The sequence below is a fragment of the Natrarchaeobius chitinivorans genome, from assembly GCF_003841505.1.
Classification (GTDB): domain Archaea; phylum Halobacteriota; class Halobacteria; order Halobacteriales; family Natrialbaceae; genus Natrarchaeobius; species Natrarchaeobius chitinivorans.
Map to the genome: position 1 here is coordinate 17,363 of NZ_REGA01000008.1, position 18,392 is coordinate 35,754.

The window sequence follows — 18,392 nt, forward strand, 5'->3', positions numbered from 1 at the left end:
GGTATGCCCACCGCCACGAACGGCGACGTCTCGCTGTACTACGAGCGCGACGGCGATCCCGACGCCGACTCGATCGTCTTCGTTCCCGAGGCCGGCCTCGGCGGCTGGCTCTGGGGCTGGCAACACGCCGGACTCGCCGGCCCGTTCGAGACCGTCGTCTGGGATTTCAGGGGAACCGGCCGCTCCGACGCACCGCCCGGCCCGTGCGACCTCGAGGACCTCGTCGCCGACCTCGAGACCGTCCTCGCGGACTGTGAAATCCGCGACGCTCACCTCGTCGGTTGCGGTCTCGGCGGCGCGGTCGCGCTTAGTGCGGCCCGCGCGACCAACCGGGTCGAGACGCTGACGCTCTTCGGTGTCGCCGCCCGCGGGGACGACTACGCCCTCGAGTCGCTGTTCGCTCCGCCGGACGATCGCGACGCCCTCCGGCGGTCGCTCGAGACGGCGCTCTCCGCCGAGTTTCGCGACGAACAGCCCGACGCCGTCGACGGCATCGTCGACTGGCGCGCCGACGGCGACGCCGACCGTGCGGGCTGGGAAGCCCAGGTCGCCGCGCTCGAGGGATTCGACGCGAGCGGACGGCTGCTCGAGGTGACCCAGCCGACGCAGGTGTTCCACGGTACCGACGACGAACTCGTCCCGGCCGCGGCGGGCCGCGACCTCGCACGTGGACTACCGCGAGGGGAGTTCGTCCCGCTCGAAGGCGCGGGCCACCTCTGTTTCATCGAGCAGTCACGGACGGTCAACGATCGGATCGCGGGGTGGCTCGAGGAGCAGATGGCCGACGAACGGTAGACGTAGTCGTCCCCGAAAAAGCGGTGTCGATGACGGAGCTCTGCTTTGCGTTCGTACCGGTATAGGGATCGCTGTACGGAGCCTTAGGCCGTTTTCGCCTCGTTTAGGAAATCGTCCAATCCGTCGAACACCGCTTTCGATCCCTCGGGGCCGGTGATGGTAAGCCGCGTCTCATCGTACGGCGGCGACGTATCGATGGTGTACTCGGCAAACGAGCAACACTGTCGTTCGTTCGCGACGAACGTCGCGAGAGCGGCCAGTGTTTCGTCGCTGCCGTCGAACTGGAACGTGTAGCCGTCCTCGCGTTCGGTGGCGTCCTCGTACCGGTCGGCGAGGACGTTGCGGAGACGTTCGGCGCGTTCCGCTCGCTGTTCGGCGTTTAACGTACAGGCAATCGGTGGGTTCGGGTCGGATCCTGTCATGCTGCGCCTTAGCTTTGAATAGTGAAGTGCTTATACTTCAAAGTCCGAAGTATTGGAGTAGCTTCGAGTGATCGAACCGACGACAGAGAATCCGAGGTCCGCGGACGGCGACCCTGGTGGCACTGCCAACGGTAGACCGTATCAGATACGGCGAGATCGAGGATACGTTCGGCGGCGTCAGCAGTTCCACGCTATCGGCCCGACTGAGCGAGTTGATTGACGCCGGACTGCTCTATAATAGCCTCCCAAGCGTCGACTGATGAGCGAAATCACGCGATGTGGTCCGATTTCGCTCATCAGTGCAGGCTTGGGACGCCACTAGCGGACACAGCGGTCGTACCGATCGCCGGTTCGCGAGTGCCATCGCGATGACTCGAACCGATTGTGATCGGACGATCGCCGCCAGTCTGTGAGCAAAACAGACTTGTATACTGGCCCGTATACAACCATCTGTGAGCAAGAGTATCCGCGTCGACGAGGACACTCACGCCGCTCTCTCGTCACTGAAAGGCGAAGACGAGACGTTCGACGAGCTACTCTCTCGTCTCGTCGAGGAACGCCGGGAAAGCGTCCGGTCGGGGGCCGGTCTCTGGAAGGGAACCGACGCGGCGGAGAAGGCACGAGCGGTACGTAACGAGATGAAGCGAGACCTCGGGGGCCGATGACCGTCTACGACAGCAGCGTGCTCATCAGCTACTTGAACGGCGAGGACGGCGCTGTTCGGTACGTTCGGGAACACATCGACGAACGGGCGGTCGCTCTGCCCATCGTAGTGTTCGAAGTGTACCAGGGCGAGGTGTTCAAATCCGGAGCAGCGGACTTCGACGCCGTTGACGGAGCCCTCGAGTGGCTCACCGTTATCGAGAACACGGCTGAAATCGCCCGATCGGCAGCCGAATTACAGACTGTTCTTCACGAGCAGGGCAGTGCGCTTGCTGCTCGAGATACGTTCATCGCCGGAACAGCGATGGCGCTCGACGAACGACTCGTCGTGGCCGACTCGGATTTCGACGTTGCGGGTATCTCTGACGTGCTCGACGTCGATCTCGTCTGAGCGATCGTCGCCGCCTGATACGGTTTACTGTCAGTCCTTACCGGCGCATCCGCCGCCCTGGTCGCCGGGGCGCCGGTAAACAGTGACAGTGATCCGTATGAGTACCCTCCCAAGCGTCGGCTGATGAGCGAAATCGAACCACACCGCGTGATTTCGCTCATCAGTGCAGGCTTGGGACGCCACTGATTTCGACGAACGTCTCCTTGCAGATGACCCCCAAGCACCTACGGTCTCGAGCGTGGTTTTCGACGACGTGACTCTCTCGCTCGCCCGGCGGGCCGCTCGATTTCCCGACCGAACGGCCGTCGTCGACATCTCCGAGGATCGGCGGTACGCGCCCCCGGAGACCATCCACGAGAATCGAGTCTCCTACGCCGAACTCTCGGAGTTGGCAGATCGAACGGCCGCCCGGCTCGCCTCGGTCGGGATCGACGCGGGCGACACCGTCTGTCTGCTCACCCGAAACCGGATCGCCTCGCTCGCTCTCCTGTTCGCCTGTCGACGCCTCGGCGCGACGCTCGCTCCCATCTCGCATCTCCTGACGCCGGTGACGGTCGAACGGCCGTTCGACGCGCTCGAGCCGTCGCTCGTCCTGGCCGAACCCGCCCAGCGCGACCTCGTCCGCTCGATCCCCTTTGACCGGTCGATGACCCTCGAGGCGCTGTCCGATATCGATCCCGCCGACGTGGACGCCACCGACACCGACGCCGCCGACGCGGACCCCGCGGACGGCAACCGGCCGCAGTCGGAGAACGCAGGGAACAATCGGCAGAGACCGAAACCGGATTCGGACGACCGCCATCGGCCGCTGCTCGCCCTCCACGGCGAGGGCGGTCGACCGGTCGCCGCGTTCTCCGAACGAACCCTCGAGTGGAACTGCATCACGGCAGTCGTGACGTGGGGGCTCCGTCGGAACGACGTCTCGCCGGTCGTATCGCCACTTGCGACGGCAACCGGACTCGTGCGTAACGCGCTTTCGCTGCTTTACGTCGGCGGTCGACTCCTGCTCGATCGGGCGTTCGATCCCGGCGATACGCTGACCGCGATGGCTGAGGAGGACGCAACGCTACTCGTCGGGCGAAAACCGGCGTTCCGGGACCTCGCTGCGGATTCGTCGTTCGACGACGCGACACGCTCGCTCGAGCGGGCCGTCCCCGACCAGTCGGTCACCGCGGATCTGCTCGATCCCTACCACGAGCGCGGCGTGACGGTCACCCGTGCGTACGGTCGACTCGAGTGTCCGGCCGCGCTCTGTCAACCGGAACCGAACGGCGTCGATCCGCGACTCACACCCGACGACGGCGTCGCGGTCGGCGTTCCGGTTCCGGACTGCCGGGTTCGAGTGGTCGACGAAGACGGCGACGTACTCGAGGGCCCGGGGACGGGCCGACTCCAGGTCTCGGGACCGGTCGTCGCCGACGGCTACGTAAATGCTGCCGGTTTCGCCGACGACGATGGCGGGGAAAACGAGGCGACGTCCGACCGAACGGTGAAACCGGACGACGTTGGATTCGCTGGCGGCGGGCGATTCGTCGACGGCTGGTTCGACACCGAAGAGTGGGTTCGCCGCGACGGGGACGGCGGCTTCGTCCTCGAGTGACACGAACTGCCGTGAGCCAGAGGCGGCGTCATACGGTCTACTATGAGTCTTTACCGGTCGATCGCAGAACGGCGGGCTATCGACCGGCAATCAGTCATAGCAGACCGTATCAGTGGTCGCGGCAACGTCGGCGACGTACAGAAGGAATATCCCTCCGGAGCCACCAGTACCCCTCGATGAGTCAACTGCGGATCGCCGTCCTCAACGCATCTCAACGGGACGACAATACGACGCGAAACTTCCGGCGCGAACTCGACGCCTCGCTGTCCGAGTTCGACGTGACTGACGGCTTGCTCCCCGAAACGTTCGATTTCGACGGTGCAGTCGTCACCGGCTCGAGGACGTCAGTTTACTGGGACGAGCCCTGGATCGACGCCACCCGCTCGTGGGTTAGCGAGGCAATAGATCGCGACATTCCCTTCTTCGGCGTCTGCTGGGGCCACCAGCTACTCGCGGACGTCCTCGGCGGCACCGTCGAGGACATGGGCGTCTACGAGGTGGGCTACAGCCGGATCGAACGGACGGCGGCCGATTCCCGACTGCTCGAGGGAATCTCACGCGATTTTACGGCGTTTACGAGCCACACGGACGAGGTCTCGACGCTCCCGCCCGGTGCGACGCCCCTCGCGGAAAACGAGTACTCGAACCACGGCTTCCGAAAGGACCGCGTCTTCGGCGTCCAGTTTCACCCCGAGTACGATCCGAAGACTGCCCGGGAACTCGTCCACCGCAAGGGGCTCACCGAGGACCGCCTCGAGTCGGTCTTAGACGAGATCACGGACGAGAACTATCGGGCGGCCCACGAAGCGAAACTCGTCTTCGAGAACTTCCTCGAGTTCGTTCGGGAGGTAAACGCGACGACGGTCGAGGCGACTGCGGACGGACGGGCGAACGTCGGCCGTTCCGACTGAATTCAACGCAGTCCGTCGACCAACCGTTTTACGGGGCCGATCGACCGCGCGTCCGATTCGCCGGGTCCGTTGTCTCGCGTGTCTGATTCGTCGGGTCCGTTGTCTCGCCCGATCGCCTCGTCGCGGACGTCTTCTCGCCGGCCTTCGAGCACCCGCTCGTACTGGGTGATGATCGCTTGGCGGCGGTCCTCGCTCGCCTCGAGTTCGCGCTCGAGTGCGGCGACTCTGGTACGGAGATACGTTCGTTCGATCCGGACGGGGAGCGACTCGCTCGAGTCGGCGGGCTGGCCCGACGCCGCCGGTTCGGTGCTCGAGTTCGAGATGCTGGATTCGAACGCGAGTTCGACGCCCGGTCGCGGATCGAGTGGCTGTTCGGTGATGGAAGGGGGGTCGTCAGCGGGCTGTTGCTCGGCGGACATGAGCCGAACACTGGTACCACGTGAACGGGGAAAAAGCTCAGTCAGTCGGGCGTCAGACTGTCTGACGACGGTCGTACGTCCGTCTTTCCGGTGGGGCTTCCACCGATCAGGATTGCAGGTGCTCGAGCACTCCCTCAGTCTCCGCGGCCACCGGCTCCGGATCGTTGCCCGCGGCGGCGGCCGCGTCGGGGTCTTTGAGCAGGTGGCCGGTCGTCAGGCAGGCGACGCGCTCGTCGTCACCGACGACGCCCTCGGCGCGAAGCTTTCGCAGTCCGGCGACCGACGCCGCCGACGCCGGTTCGACGCCGATCCCCTCGCCAGCGAGGTCGCGCTGGGCCTCGGTGATCTCCTCGTCGGTGACCGAAATCGCGGTGCCGCCGGTCTCGCGGATGCCGGGTAGGGCCTTCGGCGCGTTCACCGGGTTGCCGATCCGGATCGCCGTCGCCCGCGTTTCGACCTCGTCCCAGCGGCGGATCTCGTCCGCGCCGTTCTCGATCGCCTCGACCATCGGGGCTGCGCCCTCGGCCTGGACGCCGACCAGTTTCGGCACCTCGTCCGCTGCGAGTTCGCCCGCCTGGACGAGTTCGCGGAAGGCCTTGTACAGCGCCGACGTGTTCCCCGCGTTACCCACCGGCAGCACGATCCGGTCCGGAACCGCGTCGTAGTCCGCGAGAAAGCCCTCGAGGATCTCGAGGCCGATCGTCTTCTGGCCCTCGAGCCGGAAGGGGTTCAGCGAGTTCAACAGGTAGGCCTCGCCCCGACTCGCGAGATCCTGAACGATGTCGAGACAGGTGTCGAAGTTGCCGTCGACCTCGAGGATGCGCGCGCCGTGGAGACTCGCTTGCGCGATCTTGCCCGCCGCGACTTTCCCCGCCGGGAGGAGCACGAGCGTCTCCATTCCGCCGCGGGAGCCGTAGGCCGCGAGCGCTGCGCTCGTGTTCCCGGTCGAGGCACACGCCAGCCGGTCGACGCCGAGTTCCCGCGCGACGGCGACGCCGACGGTCATGCCCCGGTCTTTGAACGACCCCGTCGGGTTCATCCCCTCGTGTTTGATCCGCAGCGCCTCGATGCCGACCGACTCCTCGAGCCGGGGCACCTCATACAGCGGCGTCGCACCCTCCTGGGTCGTGACGCCCTCCTCGAGCGGCAGGGCGGCGGTGTAGCGCCAGACGCCCTCTCCCTCGAAGTCCTCGAACGTCGGGAGGTCGGCGTACCGGACCTCGAGCAGTCCGTCACACTCGTCGCAGGTGTACCGGACGTCGTCGAACGGCGCGAACGTTTCGCCACACTCGATGCACTCGAGCCAGACGCCGTCGTCGGCGTCGTCGGGTACCGCCGGTTTCTCGCCGGAGAGACTGAGACTCATTGTGCCTCGAGAGGAACGGGAGGACAAAAAGCGCGTGGATTCCCCGACCGCTCGAGCGGGTGCTTTCCAGCCCGCGACGTGACCGAAAACTTGTATACGACGAATACGATGTATACACCATGGGAACGATTTCGGCCCGCGTTCCGGACGACCTCGAGTCGGAACTCGAGGAGTACCTCGAGGAGGAGCGCCTCGACCGGAGTACGGCCGTTCGAAAACTCCTCTCGGAGGGCCTCGACGAGTGGCGTCGCGAGCGAGCGCTCGAGCGACTCGCTGACGGCGAGGTGACGCTTTCGAAAGCCGCGGAGAGCGCCGGCGTCTCCGTCTGGGAACTCGCGCGGCTCGCGAACGAACGGGACGTCACCTGGGTCTCGAGCGACCACCTCGATTCCGATCTCGAGGAGCTGTAGATGTGGATCTTCGACGCGACCCCCCTCATCTACCTCGCAAAGGTGGATCGACTCGACCTGGTTACGCATCTCGACGGAGACTGTTTCGTCCCGGAGCGAATACACGCCGAAGTCGTAACGGCCGGCCTCGACGCGGGCTATCCCGACGCGCGTCGCATCGAACGATCCATCGAGGCGGGCGTTTTTGAGATCGTTTCGGCCGACGGGAACCGTCTCTGGGATCGGTTGCAGGACAGTCCTGGGTTGAGCGATGCGGACGTCGCGGTGCTCGCGTGTGCCGACGCGTTCGACGCGACCGCCGTCATGGACGAGTCGGCGGGGCGAACGGCCGCAGAGATCGAGGGTATCGAGACGAACGGAACGGCGTATCTGGTCTTGCTCTGTGCAAAACGCGGACACATCTCCGTCGCACAGGCGCGCGAGACGATCGATTCGATGGTCGACGACGGCTGGCACTGTGCACCCGAGCTGTACGCTCGGATCGTCCGAAAGCTGGAGTCGCTCGAGGACTGATACGGATCGCTGTAGCGGAACGACCGCGGGGAGACTCACTCGAGCAGCCAACTCAGAAGGGCCTTGACTGCCACCTTTTTTCGCTCGGGTTCGTTTCTCTCACCCTCACGAAAAAACCTGTCCGGCGAGAGCGTTGCTCTCGCTGACCGTCGCCTCACTTCGTTCGGCGAGAGACCAGAAAACCGCTCGCTTCGCTCGCGGCACACTCACTCGAGCAGCCAACTCAAAAGCGCCTTCTGTGCGTGCAGACGGTTCTCGGCCTGGTCGAAGACGATCGAGCGGTCGCTCTCGACGACGTCGTCGGTGACCTCCTCGCCGCGGTGGGCGGGCAGACAGTGCATCACCGACGCGTCGGGGGCCTGAGAGAGCAGGTCGGCGTTGACCTGGAACCCCTCGAAGTCGTTCATGCGGACGTCGCGTTCGTCCTCCTGGCCCATGCTGATCCAGACGTCGGTGTAGATGACGTCGGCGTCCGCGGCTGCGTCGACGGGATCGTTCGTGAGCGTCGGCTCGCCGCCGAGCGCTCGAGCGCGCGCTCTGACGTCGTCGTCGATGCCGTACCCCGCCGGCGTCGCGATCGTGAGGTCGATGCCGGCCAGCGCAGCGCCGACGGCGAACGACTGAGCGACGTTGTTGCCGTCGCCGATCCAGGCCACCGACACGTCGTCGAACCCGCCTTCGTGCTCGCGGATCGTCAGCAGGTCCGCGAGCGTCTGGCAGGGGTGGGCGTCGTCGGTCAACCCGTTGACGACCGGCACCGAGGCGTACTCCGCGAGCACCTCGATGTTGTCGTGTTTGAACACGCGAGCCATCACGGCGTCGACGTACCGCGAGAGGGTCCTCGAGGTGTCTTTCAACGGCTCGCCGTGACCGAGCTGAATGTCGTCCTCGCCGAGAAAGACCGCGTGTCCGCCGAGCTGGGTCATCCCCGTCTCGAAGGAGACGCGCGTTCGCGTGCTCGGCTTCTGGAAGATCATCCCAAGCGTCTGCCCGTCGAGGTCTTCGTGGTCTTCGCCTTCGTTCTGGGCGCGTTTGTACGCCGTTGCACGATCGAGGATCGACTCGAGTTCGTCGTTCGTGACGTCGTCGATCTCGAGAAAGTGTCTCGGCTGCGTCTCGTCCGTATCTGGTGTCATTGTCTGTAAACTCGTGTGAAGTGCCTGTATTCAGTTTTCGGCCTGCGTTCAGTTCTCGACCTACGGTCAGTTTTCGGTGAGCGTCCGCGCGACGCGCTCGAGGACGGCGACCGACCGATCGAACTCCGACAGCGACAGTCGCTCGTCGGGTGCGTGATCGAGATCGGAGTTCCCCGGACCGTAGGTCACCATCGGGCAGTCCCACGCCCCGGCGTAGATGTTCATGTCGCTGGTTCCGGTCTTTCGGACCAGGCGAGGATCTTCGCCTTCCGCCCGGATAGCGACGCGAAACGCCCGTGCGACCTCCGTTCGCGGGCTCATCATCACGGGCGAAACCTTGTCCTTCCAGGTCACCGTTCCGACCTCGAGTTCGCCTTCGGCGGCCTCCCGGACGGTTTCGACGGTGAGCGCCGGCGGGACGCGAAGTTGGACGTCCATCGTCGTCTCGACGGAGAGGCCGTCCTTGCTGACGCCGCCCTCGATGGCGACCGGCTTGGTCGTCACCTGCTCGAAGACGGGTTCGTACTCGCCGCCTTCGAAGTACTCCTCGACCGACGACCACCAGCGGACGGCGTGTTGGATCGCGTTCGGATCCGGACGGGACGTGTGTCCGGATTCGCTGGTCGCGACGTAGGTGCCGGCGAGCAGGCCACGATAGCCCAGCGTGATCCCGTCCGTTCCGGAGGGCTCGCCGTTGACGACGGCGTCGGGAGCGACGTCCCGGTCGTCGACCAGATAGCGCGAGCCGCGCGAGTCGACCTCCTCGCCGACGACGCCCGCGAACGAGACGCCCGTGCTGACGGCGGCGGCCGCCATCGCGGCGAGCGGTCCCGTCGCATCGACGCTACCCCGACCCCAGAGGATCTCGTCGTCACCGGTTTCCTCGGTTTCGACCGGGATATCCCCCGGGACGGTGTCGATGTGTGAGGTCAACAGGACGGAATCGTCGGCGGGCGCACGGACGTTACCGACCGCGTCGAGCCACACCTCCCGGTCGTGCGCCTCGAAGAAGTCGACGAGCCGTTTGGCCGCTTCGCGTTCCTCGCCGGTCGGCGAGGGAATCGAGACGAGGTCGACCAACAGCTCCCGCGCGTCGGCCTGCGGTACGTCCGTCGGTTCGCTCGTACTCGCGTTCATGAGTCGGTGTCGGGTGCGATGATCGCGCCCAGCGCGTCCACGAGTCGGTCCGCCTCCGCCTCGCCGATCACGAGCGGCGGCAGCAGACGAAGGACGGTCCGGCCCGCCGGAAGCGCCAGAATCTCGTGCTCGAGCGCCAGGTCGCGAGCGACGCGGTTCGCCCCGCGTTTCAACTCGACGCCGACGAGCAGCCCCTCGCCGCGGACCTCGCGGACCTCGTCGCCGAGCGTCGCCTCGAGTTCGTCGACCAGGTAGTCGCCGAGCTCGGCGGCGTGGGCGGGCCACTCCCCCTCGACCAGCGTCGAGATGGTGGCGTGGACCGCCGCGGTGACGACGGGACCGCCGCTGAACGTGGCGTTGTGCGAGGCCGCGCCGTCGGCGATCCAGTCCCGAACGGCGACCGCGCCGACGGGCAGGCCGTTGCCCAGCCCCTTCGCGGTCGTGAGCACGTCGGGCGTGACGCCCGCGCCTTCGCAAGCCCACATCTGGCCCGTCCGACCCATGCCGGTCTGGACCTCGTCGAAGACGAGCGCCGCGCCGGCCTCGTCGGTCAGTTCGCGGGCCGTCTCGAGGTAGCCCGCCGGCGGGACGTTGATCCCGCCCTCGCCCTGGATCGGCTCCAGGATTACGGCCGCCGTCTCCTCGTCGACGGCGTCGGCGAGTTCGTCGCCGTCGCCGTAGGGGACGAACTCCACGTCGCCGGCCAGCGGCTCGTAGGGCTTCTTGTACTTGTCCTTCCAGGTCGCCGCGAGCGACCCCATCGTCCGCCCGTGGAACGAGCGGGTCGCGGCGACGATCTTCGATTCGCCGGTCGCCGACCTGGCGAACTTCAGCGCGGCCTCGTTGGCCTCGGTGCCGGAGTTACAGAACCAGGCCTGATCCAGGCCGTCGGGCGTCGCCGCCACGAGCGAGGCGTAGGCGTCCTCGCGCGACTGCACGGGGTACGAGGAGTCGACGAAGGTCAACTCGCCGACCTGCGTTTGCACCGCGTCGACGACCGCGGGGTGGCTGTGTCCGAGCGGCGTGCAGGCGTAACTCGCGCCCGCGTCGAGGTACTCCGTGCCGTCCGCGGTGTAGAGGTACGGGCCCTCGCCGCGTTCGATGCCGATCGGCTTGCCGCCGGAGACGAAGTCGTGATCGCTCATTTCGGTGCCTCCTGTGGGGTTTCGTTCGCGTCCTCGTCCGCGAGCACGCCGGGCTCGAGCGTCGTGCCCGCGCCGGAGAGCGCGCTCGTGATCGGTTCGGCGGCGTTCGCGCTGGCGACGGTTACCGACGCCGCGCCGCCCTCGAGGGCCTCCTCCGCGGCCATGACCTTCTTGGTCATGAACCCTTCCGCGGCGTCTCTGACCGCGTCGAACTCCGCGGGCGTCGAGGCGGCGTCGAACTTCGTGGACTCGTCGTCGGGATCGGCGTAGATACCCGAGACGTCCGTCAATACGACGAGGTCGGCCTCGAGCGCGCCCGCGATGGCGGCGGCGGCGCGGTCGGCGTCGGCGTTGACCGCGGTGTAGCCGCCCTCGCGTTCGCGGCCCAACACGGGCACCGAGACGACGGGCGTGTAGCCGCCCGACAGCAGCGTCTCGAGTAAATCCGCGTTGACGGACTCGATCGTGCCCGAGTGGTCGCCGCGTTTGATCTTCTTCTTGCCGTCCTCTTTCACGCGGACGGCGGACTTGCGCTTGCCCTCGAGTAACTCGCCGTCCGTCCCGGAGAGGCCGACGGCGTTTACGCCCTCGTTGTGCAGGCTCTCGACCAGATCGGTGTTGAGCTTGCCCGGCATCACCATCTTGAAGACGTCCATCGTCTCCTCATCGGTAAAGCGGCCGACGACGCCGCCGGGCGTCTCGACGTAGGTCGGTTCCTGACCCAGTTCCTCGAGCGTCTCGTCGACGGCGGTCGAACCGCCGTGAGTGAGGACGACGTCTTCGCCCTCCTCGACGAGGGAGGCGACATCCGCAAGCGCACCCTCGGGATCGACGGCGCGGGCGCCGCCGATCTTGACAACTGTCGTCATTTACGGAGCCCCCACGGGGTGGAGCCCCGCGAACTCGAGCCCTGCCGTCTCCTCCAGGCCGAGTGCGACGTTGGCAGCGTGGACGGCCTGTCCGGCCGATCCCTTCATCATGTTGTCGATGGCGGAGAAGACGACGATCCGCTTGTTCGAGGGGTCGAGTTCGAAGCCGACCTCGGCGTAGTTCGTTCCGGCGACGGCCTTCGGTTCGGGGTAGCGGTAGACGCCGGAGCCGCCGGCGGCCATGCGGACGAACGGTTCGTCCTCGTAGCTCCCCCGGTAGGCCTTCCAGAGCTCCCCCTTCGAGACCGGTCCCGAGGGGAAGACGTGGCTCGTCGCGCTCGCGCCGCGGATCATGTCCACGGCGTGGCAGGTGAAGGCGACCGAGGTGCCGAGGAACTGCTCGATCTCGGCCTCGTGGCGGTGGCCCGTCGGCGCGTAGGGACGGACGACGCCCGATCGCTCGGGGTGGCTCGAGGCCTCGCCGCCGCCCGCGCCGCCTTCCGAGGAGCCGACTTTGACGTCGACGACGACCTGCTCTCCACCGTCGAGGATGTCGTGCTCGAACAGCGGGTAGAGTCCGAGGATCGTCGCGGTGGCGTTGCAGCCGCCGCCCGCGATGAGTTCGGCACCCGCGAGGTTCTCGCGGTTGATCTCGGGGAGCGCGTACTCCGCCTTCTCGAGGTACTCCGGCGCGTCGTGGCCGTCGTACCACTCGTCGTACTGCTCCTCGGTCTCGAGGCGGAAGTCCGCCGAGAGGTCCACGACCGTATCCGCGACGTCGAAGAAGTCGTCGATCTGGCTCATCGAGACGCCGTGGGGCGTCGCCGCGAACAGCACGTCGACGGACTCGAGGTCGTCGGGTTCCGTAAAGCGAAGCTCCGCCCCGCGAAGCGGCGGGTGGACGGAACCGACGCTCTTGCCCGCTTTCGACCGGCTGGTTACCTCGGCGATCTCGAGGGTGGGGTGGCCGGCGAGCAGGCGAAGCAGTTCGCCGCCCGTAAAGCCGGAGCCGCCGACGACGCTCGCGGTGACGCTCTCCGCTCCGTCGTCGGCGTCGGCCTCCGTTTCGACCGCCATCAGTGGGTCACCTCGAGTTCCTCGTCGGCCGCCGCTGCGGCTTTCGTCTCGAGCCAGTCGACGACGGTGCCGGCGACGTCGGTGTCGACGGCTCCATCGAGGGCTTTGAACTCGACGGTGTGGTTGACTTCGTGGACGGTGTATCGCTGCTCAGACTCCGGCTCCGATCCGGAGGCGTCTGCTGTTTCCATCAGATCGATCCCGAGCAGTCCGCCGCCGACGGCGTCGCTCGCCTTCTGGACGAGTTCTTTCGCCTCCTCGTCGGGTTCGAAGACGTCCGTCTCGGCACCCTTGGCCGCGTTGGTGATCCAGTGATCCGAGGAGCGAACCATGCCGGCGATCGGCTCGCCGTCGGCCGCGAGCACGCGAATGTCACGTCCCGGTTTCTCGACGAACTCCTGGACGTAGAACACCTTGTGCTCGTAGTGGCCGAGCGTCGCCTTGTGCTCTAAGATCGCCTCGGCGGCGTCCGGCGAGTCGATCTTTGCCATCAGCCGACCCCAGGAGCCGACGACGGGTTTCAACACGCAGGGGTAGCCGAAGCTCTCGATGGCGTCCATCGCGGTCTCTTTCGTGAACGCGACTTTCGTCGCGGGCGTCGGCACGCCGGCTTCCTCGAGCGCGAGGCTGTTTTTCACCTTGTCCGCACAGATCTCCGCGGTCTCGTGGCTGTTGATCACGGGTACGCCGTACGCCTCGAGGAACTTCGTGGCGTACAGGCTGCGGCTCGTGGCGAGACAGCGGTCGACGACGATATCGAGCTCCGAGAACTCCTCGGGAATCTCGCCGACGTCGAACTCCTGTTTGCGGACGTCGATCTTCTCGACCTCGTGATCGCGCTCGCGAAGCTCCTCGAGGAGCAGCTTCTCGTCCTTGCGGATTCGGGAGTAGAGTATTCCTATCTGCAAGGTCACTCACCCCAGTCCTCTTCGAGCTCCGGGGCTCGCTCGAGGACTGGCGGCTCGGTGTCGACGACTTCCAGCTCTGCTCCACAGGTCGTACAGTCAACGATCTCTCCAATCTCCAGATCGTCGTGCAGGGACACCTCGGCCCCACACTCGACGCATTCGGTCATTGTACTCGCAACTGGGAGCCGGGTATCCTTAAAGCCTTCGAACTTAACAGCAAAATTATACTATCTGCACTGCCTTCTAATGGACCGCTGACCACATCTCACCGCAGATCTACTTTGACATATCATTTAATGAGTAATTTGTCCCCTCGCGGGGATCGCCGCCGTGACGGTGGAAGTGAGACGGCAGCTTCAGACATACCCGTTTACCTCCGCCCGAAGCGCCTCGTGAGCCGCCTCGAGCGATTCCGTCGCGGCCTCCGTCGCCTCTCGGTCGGTCGAGAGCGCCTCGCGTGCGGACTCGAGTTGCGTCGCGACCGCCTCGGGAGCAGGTCCGCCGCGGGAGTCCCGGCTCGCGACGCTTTCGGCAGGGTCGAGGGCCGCCTCGACGGCCTCGCGGTCGACGAAAGACTCGAGTGGCTCCTCGAGGAGGTCCTGGGCGGCCGCCTCGACGGCGGCGTACTCGTCCCCGCGTTCGGCGGCGACGGCGACGACCTCGTGGGCCGTCCGGAACGGCAGTCCGTTCGCGGCGAGCAGGTCGGCGACGCCGGTCGCCGTCGAGAAGCCCGCGCCGGCTTCGGCGGCGAGGGCGTCCTCGTTCCAGTCGGCCGTCGCGACCGCACCGGCGGCGACCTCGCTCGCCTCGGTAACCGCATCGGCGGCCTCCCAGGCGTGGGTCGTCGCGCGCTGGAGGTCGCGATTGTACGCACGGGGCAGTCCCTTGAGCGTCGTCGTTAGCCCCTGGACGCCGCCCGCCGCGTCGCCCGCGACCGCGCGGACGAGCTCGAGCGTGTCCGGGTTCTTCTTCTGGGGCATGATCGACGACGTCGAGGAGTAGTCGTCCGCGAGGGAGACGAGCCCGCGGTTGGCGAAGACGATCAGGTCCTCCGCGAGCCCCGACAGCGTCGTCGCGTGCGTCGACAGCGCTTGGGTCGTCTCGAGCAGGAAGTCCCGGCTCGAGGCGGCGTCCATCGAGTTCTCGACGAGGCCGTCGAACCCGAGCAGTTCGGCGGTGCGCTCGCGGTCGACGTCGAAGGTCGTTCCGGCGAAGGCGGCCGCGCCCAGCGGCGACTCGTTGATCCGGTCGTAGGCCTCGAGCAACCGCGTGGTGTCGCGGCGAACCACACCCTCGTAAGACAGCGCCCAGTGGGCCACCGTGGTCGGCTGGGCCGGCTGGAGGTGGGTGTAGCCGGGCATGATCGTCTCGGCGTGTTCGCTCGCGACCGCACACAGCGACTCGCGGAGCGCGAGGGTCGTCTCGATCGCGTCGAGGACGTCCTCGCGCAGCCGGTAGCGGATGCAGGTCGCGACCTCGTCGTTGCGCGAGCGTGCAGTGTGCATCCGGCCACCCTCCTCGCCGACGCGCTGGATGACGCCCGTCTCGATCGCCTCGTGGACGTCCTCGCCGTCGGGCAGCGAGCCGTGTCCGTCGACTTCGATCGCGTCGAGCGCGGTGAGAACGTCGCCGGCGACGTCGTCTTCGACGATCCCCTGTTCGGCAAGCATGACGACGTGTGCGCGGTCGACCTCGAGGTCGGCCTCGAAGATCCGTTCGTCGGCGGCAAGCGAGGAGAGGAAACTCCGGGCGGGACCGCCGCTGAAGCGGTCCCGGCGGACGACGCCCGAACCGTCGTCGTCCCGGCGATCCGAAGACGGGGCGCCGCCATCGGTCGCGACTGCGGGATCGGGTTTCGCGCGGTCGTCGTCGGCGCGAGCGCTCTCCTCTGTCATGACTAGTCGTCCTCGTCGATTACGCTGTTCGCGAGGCGGCGCTGGAAGCCGTGGTACTTCGCGACGCCGGTCGCGTCCTCCTGGTCGATCTTGCCGACCGACTCGGTGTCGAAGGAGGCGTGTTCGGCCGAGTAGGCGGCGTACTCGCTGTCGCGTGCGACCGCGCGGGCCTGCCCGCCCTCGAAGCGGATCATCACGGTCCCGGTGACACGTTTTTGGGTCTCGTCGATGAATCCCTCGAGTGCACTGACGAGCGGCGCATCGATCAACCCCTCGTAGCCCTTCTTCGCCCAGCGCTGGTCGATCAGCTGTTTGAACTCGCGTTCTTCCTGGGTGAGGACGAGCGCCTCGAGCGCCTCGTGGGCGTTCAGAAGCGTCGTCGCCGCCGGGTGCTCGTAGTTCTCGCGGACCTTCAGCCCGAGCATACGGTCTTCCATCGAGTCCGTGCGACCGACGCCGTAGGCGCCGGCAACCTCGTTCAGGTGCTCGATCAGCGAGACGGGATCCATCGCCTCGCCGTCGATGGCGGTCGGATAGCCGTTCTCGAAGCTGATCTCGATCTCCTCGGTGTCGCCCGAGGGGTCGTCCGTCCACTCGTAGATGTCGGCCGGCGGAACGTAGTTCGGGTCCTCGAGTTCGTCGCCTTCGACCGAGCGACTCCAGAGGTTGGTGTCGATCGACCAGTCGCCGCCGCTGCCGCCCTCGACGGGGAGGTCGCGCTCGTCGGCGTACTCCTGTTCCCACTCGCGGGTGAGCCCGAGTTCGCGCACGGGCGCGATGACCTCGAGATCCGAGTCGCGCCAGACGGCCTCGAACCGAAGCTGGTCGTTACCCTTGCCGGTGCAGCCGTGGGCAATACCGGTACAGCCCTGTTCTTTGGCGACCTCGAGAATGGCCGACGCGATTACGGGGCGTGCCAGGGCCGTACCCAGTGGGTATCCCTGGTACGTGGCGTTCGCGCGAACGCTGTCGAAACAGAGGTCTGCGAACTCGTCTTTTGCATCGACGACGTAGTGTTCCAGGTCGAGCGCTTTCGCCGTCTCTTCGGCCTCCTCGAACTCCTCGGCCGGCTGGCCGACGTCGACGGTGACGCCGATGACCTCGTCGTATCCGTACTCTTCTTCGAGCAGCGGAACACAAACAGTCGTGTCGAGCCCCCCGGAGAACGCAAGTGCAACGCGTGTCATATCGTACTCGAGTGAAACAGAAGGACCCTATTAAATTCGTTGATTCGCATCCTGGAATTTTCGCGCAGAGAGGTTTCTAACCAGGAATAAGACGTTCTGACGATCAGTGGAACGTTCGATCGACCGGCCACGGGAAGTAGTATAGTACGGGCTCAAAAGGCCCGTCGCCGCTGCCGCCGCGATCGGAGCGGAGACCTAGTCCCGTCGGTAACGAAAACGGCGAGCGCGGTTCCGATGGGACGGCTCATTGAAAGCGGCTAGTAAACGGGTAGTATTAAATCCTGCTATACGGGCTCCAGCCTGCCGGTCCTCAACAGCGAGCGGTCGGAACCACAGAATACGAGTCCGGCGCTGGTCGGATCAGGCGGATTCGTCCTCCTCGGGCAGCGACAGGACGTTCTCCCGGCCGATCCGGAACACCTCGATCTCGTCGTCCTCCCGGAGCCCGCTTACGACCTGACTCGTCTTGGCCTCGGTCCACTCGAGTTCGGAGACGACCGCCTGCTGTTTGATCCGGCCGCCGCGTTGCTCGAGCAGTCGCAGGACCCGCTCTTCGTTGCTCAGGAGTTCGGCCGGCGGGTCGCCGGAATCCGTCGCTCCGCCGTTCGGACCGACCGACCGTGGTGGCGGTCCGGACGAACCCCATCCCGTCGAGTCCGATCCGCCGTCGGCCCGGTGTCTGATCAGCCAGCCGACGGCAGCGGCGAGGACGAGCAGCGACAACGCGCCGATGACTGCGAACCACGGCATCGCTGGACTCTCTTCGGGATCGGTCGGCTCGTCGTTCTGTCCGCCGTCTTCGATCAGGACGATCAACGGCTGATCGTCGGTAAACTCGGTGCCGTCACCGTCCCAGAAGATCGAATCCTCGGGCGGGTCGTCGGGGGACGGATCGACCTCGCGGACGGTGTAGCCGTCGGGCCAGAAAAACTGCAGCGTCGTATCGTCGACGAGCGTAAAGCCGGCGAGGGCGTCCCCGGCTTCGATCCGGTTCAGCTCCCGGTGGGAGAACGCGCTCCATTCGAACGTGAATTCGACGTGGCCGAGGTTCCGCGGTGCCGAACTCGTGTCCGTCTCGACCCTGACGTTCGAGATGTCCATCTCGCGATCGGTCCGGTTCTGGCCCGCCTCGACGGTAGTGCTCCAGTCCGCTCGTTCTTTCTCCGCGTACCCCTCCGGATTGGCCTCGACGTCGGCCTGGAGGTTCTCCCAGTCGGTCGTCGACGCGTTTTCGAACCGGTAGTCGACGACGAACGTCGCCGATCTGTTTTCGTGGAGGAAGACGTCGATGTGGACTTCGTCGGCGTTGTCGAGCTGATCGCTCTCGTTGAGTCCCCACTCGTCGGTCCCATCGCTCTCGTTATCGTCGCTCTGGTCGTTCTCGCTGCCGTCGGTTTCCTCGCCCTCGTTACCGTCGTCCTGGTCGGTCTCGTTGACGGCGTCGTCTTCGTCCGCCTGTTGCTCGCTTTCGTTCGTCGACTCCTGAGACGCGACGCTCCCCGTGTCGACGTCTGCCACCACAGCAGTCGACACCGTTGGAGCGATCAC

At 66.1% G+C, this 18,392-nt stretch carries 21 protein-coding genes; 8 read left to right on the plus strand and 13 right to left on the minus strand.

Translation table 11 applies throughout. From position 1 onward, the window contains the following. The first annotated feature begins 3 nt into the window (after positions 1 to 3). Positions 4 to 795 carry an alpha/beta fold hydrolase gene (locus EA473_RS10465; protein ID WP_124195614.1) on the plus strand — a complete coding sequence of 264 codons (792 nt, stop codon included), beginning with the start codon at positions 4 to 6 and terminating at the stop codon, positions 793 to 795. 83 nt (positions 796 to 878) lie between these two features. On the opposite strand, the gene EA473_RS10470 is transcribed toward EA473_RS10465, so the two are convergent. After that, entirely contained in the window at positions 879 to 1,217 is a 339-nt protein-coding gene (locus EA473_RS10470; protein ID WP_124195615.1) for a Zn-dependent oxidoreductase, read from the minus strand. A gap of 116 nt (positions 1,218 to 1,333) precedes the next feature. On the opposite strand from EA473_RS10470, the gene EA473_RS22550 reads away from it, so the two are divergent. From EA473_RS22550 to EA473_RS10495, 5 genes are all read left to right on the plus strand, one after another. Further along, positions 1,334 to 1,477: a hypothetical protein gene (locus tag EA473_RS22550; protein WP_207890169.1), complete on the plus strand. Its 144-nt coding sequence runs from the start codon at positions 1,334 to 1,336 to the stop codon at positions 1,475 to 1,477. Positions 1,478 to 1,669: 192 nt separating this feature from the next. After that, complete coding sequence (locus EA473_RS10480; RefSeq protein WP_124195616.1) at positions 1,670 to 1,882, plus strand: DUF7557 family protein; 213 nt, start codon at positions 1,670 to 1,672, stop codon at positions 1,880 to 1,882. Then, positions 1,879 to 2,271, plus strand: a complete 393-nt coding sequence (locus EA473_RS10485; RefSeq protein WP_124195617.1) for a PIN domain-containing protein — start codon at positions 1,879 to 1,881, stop codon at positions 2,269 to 2,271. The genes EA473_RS10480 and EA473_RS10485 overlap by 4 nt, the downstream gene beginning before the upstream one ends. A 238-nt stretch (positions 2,272 to 2,509) precedes the next feature. Continuing rightward, positions 2,510 to 3,871 carry a class I adenylate-forming enzyme family protein gene (locus tag EA473_RS10490; protein ID WP_243645229.1) on the plus strand — a complete coding sequence of 454 codons (1,362 nt, stop codon included), beginning with the start codon at positions 2,510 to 2,512 and terminating at the stop codon, positions 3,869 to 3,871. 176 nt (positions 3,872 to 4,047) lie between these two features. Next, on the plus strand, positions 4,048 to 4,782 hold the full coding sequence (locus tag EA473_RS10495; protein ID WP_124195618.1) for a type 1 glutamine amidotransferase: 735 nt from the start codon (positions 4,048 to 4,050) through the stop codon (positions 4,780 to 4,782). 2 nt (positions 4,783 to 4,784) lie between these two features. Here the strand turns inward: EA473_RS10495 and EA473_RS10500 are convergent, their stop codons facing one another. Further along, on the minus strand, positions 4,785 to 5,201 hold the full coding sequence (locus tag EA473_RS10500; RefSeq protein WP_124195619.1) for a hypothetical protein: 417 nt from the start codon (positions 5,199 to 5,201) through the stop codon (positions 4,785 to 4,787). 106 nt (positions 5,202 to 5,307) lie between these two features. Beyond that, on the minus strand, positions 5,308 to 6,567 hold the full coding sequence (gene thrC / locus EA473_RS10505) for a threonine synthase (RefSeq protein ID WP_124195620.1): 1,260 nt from the start codon (positions 6,565 to 6,567) through the stop codon (positions 5,308 to 5,310). A gap of 119 nt (positions 6,568 to 6,686) precedes the next feature. Here thrC and EA473_RS10510 point away from each other — a divergent pair, with 119 nt between their 5' ends. Both EA473_RS10510 and EA473_RS10515 read left to right on the plus strand, forming a co-directional pair. Then, positions 6,687 to 6,977 (plus strand): UPF0175 family protein, encoded by a 291-nt coding sequence (locus EA473_RS10510; protein ID WP_124195621.1) that lies wholly within the window; start codon positions 6,687 to 6,689, stop codon positions 6,975 to 6,977. After that, complete coding sequence (locus EA473_RS10515; RefSeq protein WP_124195622.1) at positions 6,978 to 7,490, plus strand: DUF3368 domain-containing protein; 513 nt, start codon at positions 6,978 to 6,980, stop codon at positions 7,488 to 7,490. Positions 7,491 to 7,696: 206 nt separating this feature from the next. Here EA473_RS10515 and argF read toward each other — a convergent pair whose 3' ends face one another. The 10 genes from argF to EA473_RS10565 all read right to left on the minus strand — a co-directional run bounded on the left by argF (position 7,697) and on the right by EA473_RS10565 (position 18,362). Then, entirely contained in the window at positions 7,697 to 8,626 is a 930-nt protein-coding gene (argF, locus tag EA473_RS10520; RefSeq protein WP_124195623.1) for an ornithine carbamoyltransferase, read from the minus strand. A 66-nt stretch (positions 8,627 to 8,692) separates the two neighbouring features. After that, a complete protein-coding gene (locus EA473_RS10525; protein WP_124195624.1) occupies positions 8,693 to 9,763 on the minus strand; it encodes a [LysW]-lysine hydrolase in 1,071 nt (356 codons plus the stop codon). Continuing rightward, complete coding sequence (locus tag EA473_RS10530; protein WP_124195625.1) at positions 9,760 to 10,908, minus strand: aspartate aminotransferase family protein; 1,149 nt, start codon at positions 10,906 to 10,908, stop codon at positions 9,760 to 9,762. Before EA473_RS10530 ends, EA473_RS10525 begins: the two co-directional genes overlap by 4 nt. Continuing rightward, complete coding sequence (locus EA473_RS10535; RefSeq protein ID WP_124195626.1) at positions 10,905 to 11,777, minus strand: acetylglutamate/acetylaminoadipate kinase; 873 nt, start codon at positions 11,775 to 11,777, stop codon at positions 10,905 to 10,907. Before EA473_RS10535 ends, EA473_RS10530 begins: the two co-directional genes overlap by 4 nt. Further along, positions 11,778 to 12,854, minus strand: a complete 1,077-nt coding sequence (gene argC / locus EA473_RS10540) for an N-acetyl-gamma-glutamyl-phosphate reductase (protein WP_124195627.1) — start codon at positions 12,852 to 12,854, stop codon at positions 11,778 to 11,780. Next, positions 12,854 to 13,768: a lysine biosynthesis protein LysX gene (lysX, locus tag EA473_RS10545; RefSeq protein WP_124195628.1), complete on the minus strand. Its 915-nt coding sequence runs from the start codon at positions 13,766 to 13,768 to the stop codon at positions 12,854 to 12,856. The genes argC and lysX overlap by 1 nt, the downstream gene beginning before the upstream one ends. Beyond that, a complete protein-coding gene (gene lysW / locus EA473_RS10550) occupies positions 13,765 to 13,929 on the minus strand; it encodes a lysine biosynthesis protein LysW (protein ID WP_124177073.1) in 165 nt (54 codons plus the stop codon). Before lysW ends, lysX begins: the two co-directional genes overlap by 4 nt. Before the next feature lie 189 nt (positions 13,930 to 14,118). Further along, entirely contained in the window at positions 14,119 to 15,657 is a 1,539-nt protein-coding gene (argH, locus tag EA473_RS10555; protein WP_124195629.1) for an argininosuccinate lyase, read from the minus strand. Positions 15,658 to 15,659: 2 nt separating this feature from the next. Next, positions 15,660 to 16,844: an argininosuccinate synthase gene (locus tag EA473_RS10560; protein WP_124195630.1), complete on the minus strand. Its 1,185-nt coding sequence runs from the start codon at positions 16,842 to 16,844 to the stop codon at positions 15,660 to 15,662. Between the two features lie 360 nt (positions 16,845 to 17,204). Next, positions 17,205 to 18,362 (minus strand): helix-turn-helix transcriptional regulator, encoded by a 1,158-nt coding sequence (locus EA473_RS10565; RefSeq protein ID WP_243645230.1) that lies wholly within the window; start codon positions 18,360 to 18,362, stop codon positions 17,205 to 17,207. Positions 18,363 to 18,392: the final 30 nt, after the last annotated feature.

Bases quoted from the DNA above. Each gene is read 5' to 3' on its own strand.
- EA473_RS10530 (WP_124195625.1), bottom strand. From the start codon at position 10,908: ATGAGCGATCACGACTTCGTCTCCGGCGGCAAGCCGATCGGCATCGAA.
- EA473_RS10465 (WP_124195614.1), top strand. From the start codon at position 4: ATGCCCACCGCCACGAACGGCGACGTCTCGCTGTACTACGAGCGCGAC.
- EA473_RS10515 (WP_124195622.1), top strand. From the start codon at position 6,978: ATGTGGATCTTCGACGCGACCCCCCTCATCTACCTCGCAAAGGTGGAT.
- EA473_RS10485 (WP_124195617.1), top strand. From the start codon at position 1,879: ATGACCGTCTACGACAGCAGCGTGCTCATCAGCTACTTGAACGGCGAG.
- EA473_RS10525 (WP_124195624.1), bottom strand. From the start codon at position 9,763: ATGAACGCGAGTACGAGCGAACCGACGGACGTACCGCAGGCCGACGCG.
- lysW (WP_124177073.1), bottom strand. From the start codon at position 13,929: ATGACCGAATGCGTCGAGTGTGGGGCCGAGGTGTCCCTGCACGACGAT.
- argH (WP_124195629.1), bottom strand. From the start codon at position 15,657: ATGACAGAGGAGAGCGCTCGCGCCGACGACGACCGCGCGAAACCCGAT.
- EA473_RS10510 (WP_124195621.1), top strand. From the start codon at position 6,687: ATGGGAACGATTTCGGCCCGCGTTCCGGACGACCTCGAGTCGGAACTC.
- EA473_RS10470 (WP_124195615.1), bottom strand. From the start codon at position 1,217: ATGACAGGATCCGACCCGAACCCACCGATTGCCTGTACGTTAAACGCC.
- argC (WP_124195627.1), bottom strand. From the start codon at position 12,854: ATGGCGGTCGAAACGGAGGCCGACGCCGACGACGGAGCGGAGAGCGTC.
- EA473_RS10495 (WP_124195618.1), top strand. From the start codon at position 4,048: ATGAGTCAACTGCGGATCGCCGTCCTCAACGCATCTCAACGGGACGAC.
- EA473_RS10535 (WP_124195626.1), bottom strand. From the start codon at position 11,777: ATGACGACAGTTGTCAAGATCGGCGGCGCCCGCGCCGTCGATCCCGAG.
- argF (WP_124195623.1), bottom strand. From the start codon at position 8,626: ATGACACCAGATACGGACGAGACGCAGCCGAGACACTTTCTCGAGATC.
- thrC (WP_124195620.1), bottom strand. From the start codon at position 6,567: ATGAGTCTCAGTCTCTCCGGCGAGAAACCGGCGGTACCCGACGACGCC.
- EA473_RS10560 (WP_124195630.1), bottom strand. From the start codon at position 16,844: ATGACACGCGTTGCACTTGCGTTCTCCGGGGGGCTCGACACGACTGTT.
- EA473_RS10500 (WP_124195619.1), bottom strand. From the start codon at position 5,201: ATGTCCGCCGAGCAACAGCCCGCTGACGACCCCCCTTCCATCACCGAA.